The sequence below is a fragment of the Streptomyces plumbidurans genome, from assembly GCF_019857225.1.
In the GTDB taxonomy this organism is placed as follows: Bacteria; Actinomycetota; Actinomycetes; order Streptomycetales; family Streptomycetaceae; genus Streptomyces; species Streptomyces plumbidurans.
In genome coordinates this window covers 58,366-72,318 of record NZ_JAFJSY010000001.1, presented here as the reverse complement: position 1 = coordinate 72,318, position 13,953 = coordinate 58,366, and the positions used below count along the sequence as shown (strand labels likewise).

The 13,953-nt window shown below is 72.1% G+C and carries 7 protein-coding genes; all 7 read right to left on the bottom strand.

What is annotated here, in order from left to right:
* Position 1 precedes the first annotated feature (1 nt).
* Positions 2–8,233: a type I polyketide synthase gene (locus JYK17_RS00300; RefSeq protein ID WP_222809515.1), complete on the bottom strand. Its 8,232-nt coding sequence runs from the start codon at positions 8,231–8,233 to the stop codon at positions 2–4.
* Between the two features lie 188 nt (positions 8,234–8,421).
* Positions 8,422–8,655, bottom strand: a complete 234-nt coding sequence (locus JYK17_RS00295) for a hypothetical protein (RefSeq protein ID WP_222809514.1) — start codon at positions 8,653–8,655, stop codon at positions 8,422–8,424.
* Between the two features lie 48 nt (positions 8,656–8,703).
* On the bottom strand, positions 8,704–9,078 hold the full coding sequence (locus JYK17_RS00290) for a hypothetical protein (protein WP_108009501.1): 375 nt from the start codon (positions 9,076–9,078) through the stop codon (positions 8,704–8,706).
* A 100-nt stretch (positions 9,079–9,178) separates the two neighbouring features.
* Positions 9,179–10,771, bottom strand: a complete 1,593-nt coding sequence (locus JYK17_RS00285; RefSeq protein WP_108009499.1) for an MFS transporter — start codon at positions 10,769–10,771, stop codon at positions 9,179–9,181.
* Positions 10,772–10,937: 166 nt separating this feature from the next.
* The gene (locus JYK17_RS00280; protein WP_308011618.1) at positions 10,938–11,780 is read right to left on the bottom strand and encodes a PaaX family transcriptional regulator; all 843 of its coding nucleotides are present in this window, start codon (positions 11,778–11,780) and stop codon (positions 10,938–10,940) included.
* A gap of 61 nt (positions 11,781–11,841) precedes the next feature.
* The gene (locus JYK17_RS00275) at positions 11,842–12,648 is read right to left on the bottom strand and encodes a hypothetical protein (RefSeq protein ID WP_222809513.1); all 807 of its coding nucleotides are present in this window, start codon (positions 12,646–12,648) and stop codon (positions 11,842–11,844) included.
* Positions 12,645–13,910, bottom strand: a complete 1,266-nt coding sequence (locus JYK17_RS00270) for a glycosyltransferase family 4 protein (RefSeq protein WP_222809512.1) — start codon at positions 13,908–13,910, stop codon at positions 12,645–12,647. The genes JYK17_RS00275 and JYK17_RS00270 overlap by 4 nt, the downstream gene beginning before the upstream one ends.
* Between the last annotated feature and the right edge of the window lie 43 nt (positions 13,911–13,953).

Below are 13,953 nucleotides of genomic sequence, written 5' to 3'. Positions count from 1 at the left end.
GTCACTGTTCTCCTTCGCGAGCGGGAGAGTTGGGCCGGACCGGGAGGGAGTCGATCCAGGTGCGGACCGCCGCCACCGTGGTGCCGGCGTGTTCCTGAAGGAACGAGAAGTGGTCGCCGGGGGCGTCCAGTTGCGTATGCGGCAGCGGCCAGGAGGTGCGCCACTCGTCCGGCGCGGCCTGCGCCCCCATCTCGGGCGTCGGCCGGGTGGCACGCACGAGCAGGGTGGGAGTGGCGACCTGCTCCGGGTGCCAGCCGCGGAACATGCGGGTGTACGCCCCCATCGCCGCGACCCCGGCGTCCTCGTCGCCGGTGAACTCGTTGCCGCCCAGGTGCGGTGCGATGACCGCGGGCAGGGACAGCAGCCAGTGCTCGGCGCTGTTGCCGTCGTCGATGAGATACGTGTCCAGCAGCACCTGCGCGGCAGGCGCGGCACCCATCGCCTCCAACCGCCGGGTCACGGTGTGCGCCACGGCGCCCCCGGTGCTGGCCCCCACGACCACGAACGGTCTGCCGCCCACCTGCCGCAGCACCGACTCGGCGTGCGTGACGGCGAGAGCCTCCAGGTCGGCCGGTACGGCCGCGCCCGCGCCGATGCCGGGATGCGGGAACTCGAACACGTCCAACTCGCCATCGAAACAAGCGTGGAAGCGGGCGAACTCCCCGCCCGGCGCGGCGAACGGCGGGTTGGTGCCCGGGAAGAAGACGAGCACCGGGCCACGCCCGGAACCGGACGCGCGACGCACCGGGGGCAGCGCATGCCGCTGGTGGTCGGCCGCCTCGAAGGCCGGCACTGCCCAGGACGCCGTGACCAGCATGTGCATCGCGTCGACCACCCGGCCCGTCTCACAGACGCGCCGGTAGAGGGAGGCCAGGGTCTGCGGGGGCCGGGGCTGCGGCCGTTGCCTTTCGCTCGCTGATTGGCCGGCGTCCGGCGTCTGGATGATGTCCTGCGTCGGGATGGTGTCCGGCCCCCGCACGGCGTCCGGCGTCTGGGCAGGAAGGTCGTCCCGGAGCAGGTCCAGGACGAAGGCGGCCAGGTCCGCGGCCGTCGGATGCTCGAACACCATGGCGGCGGGCAGCCGGAGCCGCAGGGCCATACTCAGCCGGTTGCGTACCTGCACCGCCATCAGAGAGTCGAAGCCCAGCTCGATGAAGGACCTGCCGTCCGGAAGCGCGTCGGCGTCCGGGTAGCCGAGAACTGCGGCCACGTCCGCGTTCATCAACTCCACCAGTTTCGCCTGGCGTTGGCCGGCCGGAATCTCGGCCAGCACCTTGCGCCAGGCTCCCGGCTGCCAGGCCTGCTCAGGACCCGGTCGGTTTCCCTCGGTGGCTTGGCTCTGGTCGCGGGACGCGGCGGGGCGTACCAGGTCGCGCAGCAGAGGCGGCACCTGCTCACCGCCGGAACGGAGCGCGGTCCGGTCCAGCAGAACCGGCGCCAGCACAGGTTCGTCCGCACGGAGCGCCGCGTCGAACAGGGCCAGACCCTGCGCCGCGGACAGCGGTCGCAACGCGTCCCCCTTCGGCTGCAGCGCACCGGCCATACCGCCCTCGGACTCCCACGGGCCCCATGCCAACGACAGAGAGGGCAGCCCCAGTCGGGCGCGATGACGGGCCAGAGCGTCCAGGAACGCGTTGGCCGCCGCGTAGTTGCCCTGTCCGGCGCGGCCCAGCAGGCCCGACACGGAGGAGAACAGGACGAACGCCGTCAGATCCAACTCCTTTGTCAGCTCGTGCAGATGCCAGGCCGCGTCCACCTTCGGACGCAGCACCGCGGCCATCCGGTCCGGGGTCAGTGAGGCCAGTACGCCGTCGTCCAGCACCCCGGCCGCATGCACCACGGCGGTCAGCGCGGGGGCGCACCCCCCGATCACTTCGGCCAACGCGTCCCGGTCACCCGCGTCGCAGGCCACGATCTGCACCTCGGCACCCAACTTCTCAAGCTCCGCCCGCAGTTCCCCGGCACCCGGCGCATCGGGTCCGCGGCGCCCGATCAGCAGCAGATGGCGCACGCCGTACGAGGTCACGAGGTGACGGGCGAACTCCGCGCCCAGGGCGCCGGTGCCACCGGTGATCAGGACGGTGCCGTTAGTTTGGAAGGCGAGTGCTGGAGCGTCGGGGGCCGCCGCCCGGTCTTCGGTCTTCGCCGGGACTTCGGCCTTCGCCATGCCTTCGGTCTTCCCCGGGCCTGCGGCGGCGGCCGAAACCAGCCGAGGCACCGTCAACTGCCCATTTACAATGGCAATCTGGGGCTCCCCGGTGCCCACGGCCGCATGCAACCGCCGTAGCGAGCCGGGCTGTCCGTCGGTGTCGACAAGCACGATCCGCCCGGGAAGCTCCGCCTGCGCCGCCCGCACCAGACCCCACACCGCCGCCCCGGCCGGATCCGGATCCGGTGCGGTCGCTGACCGTGTGACGACCACCAGGCGCGAGCCCGCCGTCCGCGGATCGTCCTGCCAGTCCTGCAGCGTGCGGAGCACCTTGTCGGTCAGGAGCCGCACGCCGACGAGCGGATCGGGGTTCGTCGAGTCGGCAACGGCCGTGACAACGACCGTGTCCGGCTCCGGTACGTCGGTCTCGGACAGGCCGGGGAGCGACGCGCGCAGGTCCGGTGCGTCGTCCACGTCGTCCCGGAGGACCCAGCGCGCGGTGTCCGCGGAGTGCTCGCCCGCTACTTCGATCCACTCGGGACGGAACAGGGCGCGGCCCGTCAAGTCCTCATCCCGGCCAGGGAGTTCACGGGTGATCAGGGAGTCCAACTCAGCCAACGGGTGGCCGGTCGGGTCTTCCAGGGTCACCGTGACTTTGTCTGTCCCGCCGACAGTGATCCGTACCCGTGCCTGCGCGAGTCCCGTTCCGTGGAGCCGGAACCCGTTCCAGGTGAAGGGCACCCGTACCGCGCCGGGCGCGCCCGAAGAGTTCGCGGAACCGCCGAGAAGGGCAGCGTGAAGCGCCGCGTCCAGCAGGGCCGGATGGACGCCGAATCGGTTGCTGCGCCCCAACTCGGCGTCAGGCAATCGCACTTCCGCGAACAGTTCGTCCCCCCGCCGCCACATCGCACGCACGCACCGGAACGCCGGGCCGTAGGCGAGCCCGGTGTCCGCGAGGTCGTCGTAGGCGCCCGTGAAGTCGATCGCGGTCGCGTCCTGTGGCGGCCATGCCGTGTCCCGTGATGGGGGAGGGGTGGGGGCCGGGCCGAGCAGGCCCGTGATGTGCCGGGTCCATGAGGCGTCCGGGGTGTCCGGGCGGGCGTGGATGTCGACGGGGCGGCGACCCGATTCGTCCGCCGCGCCCACGACGACCTGCAGGCGCACGTCCGCAGCCGAGGGGAGCGCGAGCGGGGCCAGCACCACCAGCTCTTCGAGTGCGGCACATCCGATCTCGCGACCCGCCGCAACCGCCGTCTCCGCGAACACCGTTGACGGCACGACGACTTTCCCGGCGATCACGTGGTCGGCGAGCCACGGGTGGGCCGCGGTGGAGAGCAGACCGGTGAACACGGTGCGGTCGACGTCCGGCACGGCGAACGCCGGGCCCAGCCATGGATGGCCGTACGCGGACGCGGCGGGTTGTGGAGTGGGCAGGGCATCCAGCCAGTACCGCTGCCGCTGGAAGGCGTACGTCGGCAGGTCCACTGGTCGAGCACCGGTGTCCGCGAACACGGCGGGCCAGTCGATGCGCGCCCCGCGCACGTGGAGGTGGCCCACCGCGGAGAGCAGAGCCTGCGGTTCCGGCTCGCCGCCGCGAACAGCGGCGACGAACAGGGCCTCGTCGGTGAGGCAGTCCTCGGCCACGGCCGTGAGCCCGGCACCGGGACCGACCTCCAGGAAGGCCGAGGCTCCCTGGTCCCCGAGACAGCGCACGGCGTCCGCGAACCGCACGGGCCGGCGGACATGCCCCACCCAGTAGTCCGCGGAACACAGCTCAGCGGCCTCGGCCGGCCGGCCCGTCACTGCCGAGACCACCGGGATCCGCGGCGGCCGGAAGGTCAACTCCTGTGCCACCCGCCGGAAGTCGTCGAGCATCGGCTCCATCAGCGGTGAGTGGAAGGCATGAGCGACCCGCAGCCGTACGGTACGGCGGCCGCGGGCCTCGAACCCGGCCGCGACGGCGAGCACCGTCTCCCGTACGCCGGAAATCACCACCGAGCGCGGCCCGTTGACGGCCGCGATCGACACCCGCTCACCGGCGTTGTCGAGAGCCCTGCGGACCTCGTCCTCGGTCGCGTGCAGGGCCACCATCGCGCCGCCGGCGGGCAGGGCCTGCATCAACCGGCCGCGCGCCGCGACGAGTCGGGCCGCGTCGGGCAGATCGAGCACCCCGGCGACATGGGCCGCCGTCAGCTCCCCCACGGAGTGCCCGGCCAGGAAGTCGGGGCGCACGCCCCAGGACTCCAGCAGCCGGGCCAGGGCGACCTCGAAGGCGAACAGGCCGGCCTGGGTGAAGTCCGTACGGTCGAGGAGGGCGGCCTCCGGCGAACCCGGCCCGGCCGACATCACCGCGTCCAGCGGCCGGTCGAGGTGGCCGTCCAACTCCCGGCAGACCTCGTCCAGGGCAGCGGCGAAGACGGGGAACGCCGTACGCAACTCCGCGCCCATGCGCGCACGTTGGGCTCCCTGTCCGGTGAACAGGAAGGCCATGCGCAGCCCGTTGTCCGCGACGGCCCGCAACGGTCCGGGGCCGACGGCGCCGTCGGCCAACGCCCGCAGCGCGGCCCTCATGTGGGAGCGGTCCCCGGCCGGAACCATCGCTCGGTGGGCGAGCGCCGACCGCGACACGGCCAGGGACAAGGCGACGTCGGCCGACGAAAGGCCAGGGTGGGTGGCCAAGTGATCGGCGAGGCATTGGGCTTGGGCCCGCAGCGCCTGCTCGTCGGCGCCGGACAGCAGCCAGGGCGCCAGCGCCGCGGTGACGGTGGCGGGTTGCTTCGGTTCTTCGGCCTGGCTGTGCGGCGCCTTGCGGAGAGGCGCCGGCGCCTCCTCCAGGATCACGTGCGCGTTCGTCCCGCCGATGCCGAAGGCCGACACACCGGCCCGGCGTGGCGCGGAGTCGGTCGCGGGCCAGGGGCGGGGCTCGGTCAGCAGCTCGACCCGGCCGGACGACCAGTCGACATGGGGCGTGGGGGTCTGCGCGTGCAGCGTCCGCGGCAACTCCTCGTGCCGCATGGCCTGCACCATCTTGATGACCCCGGCGACACCGGCGGCCGCCTGGGTGTGCCCGAGGTTGGACTTGACCGAACCCAGCAACAGCGGCGGCCCGTCCTCGGGCCTGCCCTGTCCGTAGGTGGCCAGCAGGGCCTGTGCCTCGATCGGGTCGCCGAGGGTGGTGCCGGTGCCGTGTGCCTCCACCACGTTCACGTCGCCCGGGCGCAGTCCCGCGTCGGCCAAAGCGCTTGCGATCAGCCGCTGTTGGGCCTCCCCGTTGGGGGCCGTCAGGCCGTTGGACGCGCCGTCCGAGTTGACCGCGGAGCCGCGCAGCACGGCCAGGACGGGATGGCCGTGACGGCGGGCGTCGGACAGCCGCTCCAGCAGTACCAGTCCCACCCCCTCGGCCCAGGCGGTGCCGTCCGCCGACGCCGAGAAGGACTTGCAGCGGCCGTCGGGCGCCAGCGAGCGTTGCCGGCTGAAGGCCGTGAAGGCGTTCGGGGTCGCCATCACCGTCACCCCGCCCGCCACGGCCAGCGAACTCTCTCCGGAGCGCAGCGACTTCGCTGCCCAGTGCATGGCCACCAGTGAGGAGGAGCAGGCGGTGTCGATGGTGACAGAAGGGCCGCGCAGACCGTGGACGTACGAGATCCGGCCCGAGGCCACGCTGCCTGTCGAGCCCAGGGCCAGGTAAGCCTCCAGATCGTGCGGGTCGACGGGGCGCGCGGAGTAATCGCCGTGCATCACGCCCACGAAGACACTCGTGTCGCTGTCGCGCAGCGCCGCCGGGGCGAGACCGGCGCGCTCCCACAGCTCCCACGAGGTCTCCAGCAGCAGCCGCTGCTGCGGGTCCATGGCCAGCGCCTCGCGCGGGGAGATCCCGAACAGGCCCGCGTCGAACTCCGCGGCCCGGTGCAGGAATCCGCCGCTACGGGTGTACGAGGTGCCGGTCCGGTCTGGATCCGGGTCGTACAGGGCGTCCAGGTCCCAGCCGCGGTCGGTGGGGAAGTCCGAGATCGCGTCCCGGCCCTGTGCCACCAACTGCCACAGGTCCTCGGGCGATTCGACATCGCCGGGGTACCGGCAGGCCATCGAGACGATCACCACCGGATCGTCCGTAACGGTGTCTGTCACCTCGTCCGTAACGGTGTCCGTGGCGTCGTCCGCGGCGGGGTGCGCGGCAGGTTGGGCGGCGGTGGCGGTCTGCGGGACGAAGAGCGTGCGGTGCACCTGCCGGGCCAGCGCCGCGGGTGTCGGGTGATCGAAGACCAGTGTCGCCGGCAGCCGCAGTCCGGTCGCCTCGCCGAGTCGTTCGGTCAGGGTGACGGCGCCCACGGACGTCAGCCCCAGATCGGTGAACGGGCTGTCGGCGTCCGGCGGTTCGCCCGCTGCGCTACCGCAGACGTCGGCCGTCTCGGCGAGCACCGCCTCCAGCAGCGCGCGCTCCCGTCCCTCGGGCGGGAGGGACAGCAGCCGCTGCCGTAGCGAGGCTTCGATCTGCGCGGGACGGCGGTCCGCTTTGAGCACAGGCTCTGCGACGACCGCATGGCGGGCGATCTTGCCGGACGCGGTGCGCGGGACCGCCGCGATCTCCCGGATCTCCACGGGCAGTTTGTACGCGGCCAGCCGCGCCCGGCACGCGTCCAGTACGCGGCGGGGCTCGAAGCCCTCCGGACCCGGTACGACGTAGGCGACCGGCACCTCGCCCAGTACCTCGTGCGGGACGCCGACAACTACCGCGTCCCGTACGCCGGGACACTGCAGCAGAGCCTGCTCGATCTCCGTGGGATGGATGTTCTCGCCGCCGCGGATGATCAGCTCGCTGACCCGGCCGGTGAGGCGGAGGTGACCGTGCTCGACGCGGCGGCCGAGGTCTCTGGTGCGGTACCAGCCGTCCCGCAGCGCGGCCTCGGTCTCCTCGGGCCGGTTGTGGTAGCCGGTCATCAGGCTCGGACCGCGTACCCAGATCTCGCCCTCGTCGCCGTCCGCGGCGTCGGCGCCCGAGCCGGGGTCGACGATCCGCACCTGCATGCCCGGGAGCGGCGGCCCGCAGGAGCCGTCCACGCGCGGTGCGTCGAGGCGGTTCACGGCGATCATGCCGCAGGTCTCGGTGCTGCCGTACGCGTCGAGCAGCGGCGCCCCCAGCAGCGCCTCCACGGAGCCGCGGAGGGCTGCTCCGCTCGGCGCGCCCGCCACCACACAGACGCGCAGGCCGGGCGGGGCGGTCTGGTCCGAGGCCGCGGCCGAGGCCGTCAGCTGGTGGTAGGTCGCGGGCACCCCGGCCAGCATGGTGTAGGGACCTTCCAGGGCCCGGTGAGGTGTGCTCAGCTCGGCCAACAGGGCATCGGGTGCGAGGAGGTCGGGCATGATGCGGGCGCTCGCGCCGACGGCGGTGACGCCCAGGACGGCGAGTGAGTGCCCGAAGCTGTGGAACAGCGGCAGCGGCCACAGCAGCCGGTCCTCCGGCGAGAGCCCGAACAGCGGGGCGTAGCAGGCCGCCGTCGACCACAGCGCGGCACGCTGCGTGGACACCACGCCTTTGGGGCGGTGGGTGGTGCCCGAGGTGTAGAGCATCCAGGCCGGCTCGTCGAGCCCGAGATCGTCCCGGGGCGGCCCGCCGGGTTCGTCGGCCGCGGCTCGCAGCAGGACCGTGCCGTCCGGCGCGTTCGGCGGCACGGGGCCCGTGCCGGTGAGCAGGATGCGTGGACCGCCGGACGCGGGGCCGAGGTGGTGCGGTCGGGCCAGGTGCGCGGGGTCGGTGACGAGGACCGAGGCGCCGCTGTCCTGGAGGAAGTGGGCGAACTCGGCGTCGGAGGAACGGGGGTTGAGCGGCACCCCGACCGCCCCCGCCCGCAGGACGGCCAGCAGGACCTCCACCGTCTCCACGCCGTTGCCGAGGCGGATCGCGACCCGCTCGCCACGGCGCAGGCCCGTGCGGGCGAGATACGCGGCCAGGCGCGCGGTGCGCTGCTCCAGCTCCTCGTAGGTGACGGCGCGCGCGTCGTCGGCGTACGCAACGCGGGACGGCGACCTCTCCGCGTGCTGCTTCAGCAGCTCCGGCAGCGGCCGGATCAGCCCCTGGTGCGTCATTTCCCCGCCCCCTCCGACCGACGCCGAAGCACGGTCGACTTTCAACTTCCTTGCAGGCCAGCAGGGTTGAGCCTACGGGGAGAGGGGCCGAAAGATCGCAGATTCCGGGAGCGTGGCGCAAGGGCGCCGGTGCGTGCGCTCCGCAGGGGCAGTCGGCCGTCAGCCGGCGATCTGCCCCCGCGGCGCACTCACTGGTGCTGGGGGTGGTGGGGGTGCTGGGGGTGCTGGGGGTGGTGGGGCCCCTGCCGGTGGACAGGATGATGGTGCGGTGCGGGGACCTGTGCGTGGCCGCCGGGCGGCTGCGGTGCCTGGTGCTGCAGGTGCTCGGCCGCCACGCGGGCTTCCGCCACGACATCACCGCGCTCACGGAGCAGGCTTTCGTAGACCGGCAGATGTTCGTGTCCGCTGGATTCGGGTGTCACTTTCTCAGGACCTCAATCAGGTGGCGCGAGCCATTGGAGGAAATATGGTCAGACGCGGCTGAGCCGCACCGAGATGCCATGTCCGACGGCCAGATAAATCAGCGCCGGAAGACCGAAATTGAGGAGAACGCGCAGGCTTTCTGTGTCCATGGTGAAAATATCCTGTGACCACCAGGCCAGTGCGTTCGCCACGGAGTGCACGAACTCCACGAAAACATTGTCCCGGTTGGCTTCGAGCAGGTAGAGCACGATCCACAGGCCCAGAAAGGCGGCCGCGATGTCGGCGATCGTGTGAATGACCAGGGCCGCCCTGCGGGTCCCGCTGCCGGGGTCTCTGCGTTCGTTGCGGTGCGGGTACTCGGGGGGCCGGTCGTAGCTCTGATATCCCGGCGCGGGGTCGAAATTGCTCACTTGATTTCCCATCTGACGCGTCACTGTGCCTGTATGTCAGCGCGCGCGACCCGCTGCCGTGTTACACGTTCCCCGGGGTATCCGCGAAATGGTCACCTGTTCTGCAAATTGCTCAAATGCGGGAGCCTTGTTCGATGCCCGTCGTGGCGTCCTGGTCGCCCTTGCCGCGCAGCGCGACCACGCTCAGGAGGCAGCAGGCCAGGGCCGCGATGCCGCAGACGACGTAGCCGATCGCATAGCCGTTGCCGAGTGCCTCCAGGGCGATGGGGGCCGCGCCGCCGGGCGGGGACGACGGGGGCACGGAGTTCGCGGCGAGGGGGCCGCCCTCCGCCGCCACCTGGCCCGCGGCCGCTTTCACCTGTGCCGAGAGGCCGGAGGAGGCCAGCTTCGAGGTGAACTCGTCGGCGGCGTGACTCAGCGCGATCGCGCCGATGACCGCCGGGCCGAGCGTGAAGCCGAAGTCGCGCAGCAGGCTGGTCGAGGCGCTGGCCATGCCCGCGTAGTGGACCTCCACCGTGTTCACGGCCGTCGCGGTGATCGAGGAGACGGTGAGCGCGAAGCCGATTCCGACCAGGCCGATGGGCAGGATGAGCGAGGTCAGGGCGCGGTCGTGGATTGGCAGGGCGGCGGCGACGAAGTCACCGGCGGCCATGAGCCCCAGTCCCGCACCGAGGATCCACCGCGGGCTGACCTTCTCCAGCAGCCGGGAGATCAGCGGCATCAGCAGCAGGGTCCAGGCGTTGAGCAGGATGAAGGCGAACGAGCCGCGCAGCGGGCTCTGGTGCTGGATCGGGCCGAGCCGGATGCTGGTCGCGTAGGCCGTGCCGAGGTAGCTGAACATGCCGACGACCGCGACGAACGACGCCACCGCGAACGCCCGGTTCCTGAACAGGTCCAGCCGCAGCAGGGGTGAGGCGGCCCGGTGCTCGGCCACCACGAACAGGCCGATGAACACGGCGGCGACGGCATACGCGACCACGACAGGCGTCGCGGTCCAGCCGTCCTCCGGGCCCTGGATGACCGCGTAGAGCAGGGCGAACATGCCGACGCCGACGGTGATCTGACCCGCCGGGTCCAGCGAACGGCCCTGCGGGGCACTGGAGTTGTGCGCCAGCAGCTGACTGAGCACGGTGCTGATCAGCGCCAGGCCGGTGACGACGACGAACGCCCAGCGCCAGGAGCCGTAGTTGCCGGTGATCCCGCCCAGGACGGGGGCGACGAAGCCGCCGCTGGACAGGGCCGCCGCCCAGATCGCGATGGTGCGGGCACGGTCCTTGGCGGAATGCGTGCCCGCGGCGATCATCGCGAGCGAGGTCGGGAACAGCGCCGCCGCCCCCAGACCCGCGATGGCCTGGCCCGCCCAGAGCATATGAATCCCGGTCGCGCCGGCGGCGAGCGCCTCGCCGACCACGAGCAGTGCGCCGCCGCCGACCAGCAGACGCTTGCGGCCGAAGAGGTCGCCGAGGACGCCGAAGGTCAGCTCCAGGACGGAGACGGGCAGCAGGAACGCGTCCGATATCCAGGTCAGCTGGGAGCCGACGGGATGCAGGTCCTCCTGGAAGAGCCCGTTCAGCGTGGCCGGCATGGCCAGGGCGATCTGCGCCAGACAGACGGCGAAGCAGCCGGCGACGAGCGTGCCGACGGGCAGGCCGCCGGAGGCCGTACCGGTGGCTGAATCGGGTTGGGTGCGCGCTTCGGTGGACATGCTGGGCTCCCCTTTTGAGCGGGTTTACGGGGGATGTCGGCGTCGGGAAACGCTGTGAATGTAGGGCAGTTTTTCGACGGCGGTCAATGGCCTGCCCAATATTGAGAGGCAGGGGTGTCCGTCGCAGGGGGACCGGACGAGTGCCCGGCGGGTGTGGGAAGGAGGGTCAGGAGTCCGCCGTCGGCGTGATCACGTCCAGCACGCGCACGGCTTCCCGCTCGGCCGACTCGCCGTACCGGCGGGCCAGTTCACGGAACAGCTCTTCCGCGCGGGCGGCCGGCCAGTCCTCGGGAAGGTGCTCGGCCGGCAGATGCGGATCCTGACGGACCTGTTCCAGCCAGTCGGTGTGCAGCAGCAGCTGCCGTACGAGCGCGCCCGTCCCGTCGCGATCCACGGCGGCGTCCGTGTTCCACCGGGCCAGGAACGCCTCGTATCCCTTGGCGACGGACTCGACGTCGAACGCCGAGTGCAGGACCGTCCGGGCGTCGGTCGGGGCGACGGCCGTGGCCTCCTGGAAGACCTTGAGGTAGGCATCGAGGCCGAGCCCCGCGACCACCGCGGGCACGTCCACCGTGCCGGGCGCCACCCACAGACCGCTCTGCAGCGGGCCGAAGCCGTGCCACACCAGCCGCGACCGCAGATCGTGCCGCTCGCTGCGCCACGCCTCCGGCAGGGAGAAGCCGACGAGGGTCCAGGTGCCGTCCCAGTCCCGGTTGACCGCTCCGGTGTGCCAGATCCGGTCATGGCCGTCCCGCAGCACGCGAGTGGCGCGGGCGGTCGGGCCGAAGTACGTCCTGCGGCCCCTGCGGTGCCGCTCCAACAGACCGCGCCGGACCATACGGGTCAGCGTCGACCGCACGGCCTGCTCGCCGATCCCGGCCTGTGCGAACACATCGATCAGACTGCTCGCCGACACGGCGACGCCCCGGCCGAGTGCGTGGATGCCGAAGAACGTCAGCATCAGCGACTGCGGCCGGGGCGCGCTGCCCGCCTGATCGAAGCTGGTCACGGGGCCAAGGGTAGATCCGCCCCGCGGCGACGCGGCCGCCGGGCCCGGTCGGCCGTCCCCGTCAGCCGGGCCTCTTCACCTCCACGGACAGGTCGTTGTCGACCGTGTAGTACGGACGCAGTACCGCACCGTCGACGCCGATGCGCGGGTAGACGAAGACGTTCTTGCGGTCCGCCACGTCGTCGAGGAGACGCGCGACCCGGACGAGCGGCGCATCCGCCGCAGGCTGAACGAAGACGTCCCAGACGCCGCTCGCGGCGCCGGTCGCGGCGACCAGCTCCGCATGGTCGAGCGTGAAGGAGAAGGCCCGGCCGTCGTCCCCGGCCCGCGGCTGCACGGTGTGCACCACACCCCCGCCGCCCCGCAGACGCAGTCGTACGACCGCTCCCGTCCGCCGCGACGTGCCGTGCAGGCGGGCGCCTACGGTCGTCGTCCGCTCCGTGACGTCGACGCCGTCCGCCTCGGCGTGCGCGGGCCGCAGCCAGGCCCGTATCGCCAGACAGCCGTTCGTGGTGACGTAGGGGATCCGCACGGCCAACGGCGGTTCACGGTCCCGCAGATGCCCGTCGACCAGGGCCCGCAGATCACGCAGCCCCGGGCGCAGCCGCTGCCGGGGGGCGTCGCCTCCGCGCAACAGGAAGACGTCCCACCGGCCCTCCTCCAACAGGGGCGCCGGGCCGAGGACGGCGCGCACCCTCCCGTTGTCGGTGGGCTCCAAGTCCAGGGTGTGGAGCGTCCGTTCGGGCTGCCCCTTGCCGGGGCGGAGCCGCAGCAGCAACTGATGTCCCTGCGCGGGTGGCAGTGGCAGGTCGAAGGTGATGCTGCCGTCGGGGGTGGCCGTGCAGCTCGCGCTTGGTGCGGTGTTCATCCGCGCGTCCTCCGTATCGTCCGCCGCACGGTGCTCGCCGCGGTCAGCGCGGCGTCGCGGGCCGCGAAGCCCTGGCTGATCGCCACCTGGTGGGCGCGGGCACGGTCTCGTGCGACGCGCCGTCCGCTACGGCGCGCGGCGACCGCCGCCGCGAGCAGGTCCTCGGCCTGCGCGACCACCGGGCCGGGCGCGAATCGCCGTGCGTTCTCCCGTGCCGCACGGCCCGCACGCCGGCGCCGCTCGTCGTCACCCACCAGCTCCAGCAGGGCGGCGCCCAGCGCGTCGCGGTCCCCGACCGGCACCAGCCGGCCGTCGACCCCGTCCTCGATGATCTCGCCCGGGCCGTGCGGGCAGTCGGTGCTCACCACCGGCAGACCGCAGCGCATCGCCTCCACGATGGTCATGCCGAACGGCTCGAAGTTCGAGGCGGCGGCGCCGATCGAGCCCTTGACCCACTCCGCCTCCATCGGGGCCGCCGCGCCCATCAGGAACACGTTGTTCCACAGGCCGAGTTCGGCGACAAGCTTCTGCAGCCGGTCGTGCTCCTCACCCTTGCCGTAGATGCGCAACTGCCAGTCCTGGTGCGCGGCGGCGACCACGGAGAAGGCCTCGATGAGCAGGTCGTAGCGTTTGACCGGCACCAGCCGGCCGGCCGCCACGACCACCTTCGCGCTGTTGTCGGCGGCGGGCAGCACGGGATCAGGAACGCTGTTGGGCAGGGCCTCCACCCGTACGCCGGGCAGCCGCATCTTGCGCCGGTAGACGCGGGCGTCCGCCTCGGTCACCGTGGTGAGCACGTCGAGCCGCCGGTAGGCGCGGCGCAGCGCACCGCGCAGCCTGGGGGAGTGGTTGTCGAGGGTGAGGTGCTCCTGCCCGATCCTGGCCACATGCGGCGGAGCCTCCAGTGCGAGATGCACATTGAGGCCGGGCCGGGTGCCGATCACCACATCGGCGTCGGTCGTGGCGAGGCACTCGCGGATCCGCCGGTCGGTCAGCTCGCTGTACTGCCCGTAGCGGTACTCGGCACGCGGGAACACCCTCGCCGGCCTCAGATGTAACGCATGCTGTCTCTCCTGCCTGAGATCCACCAGGGGGCGCAGACTCACCCTCGGGTCCAGCACGAAGTTCGGCTGCTTGCGGTGGCGCAGCACGGAGACGATCTCCACCTCGTGCCGCTCGGCCAGCGCCTGGGCCAGGTTGAACGTGGTGGTGATGGTGCCCCCTATCCCGTAGGCGTTGTGGAGCAGGAAACAGATCTTCATGGTGGGCTGGACCAGAGCAACGCCCGGACGGTTGCTGTCTGTT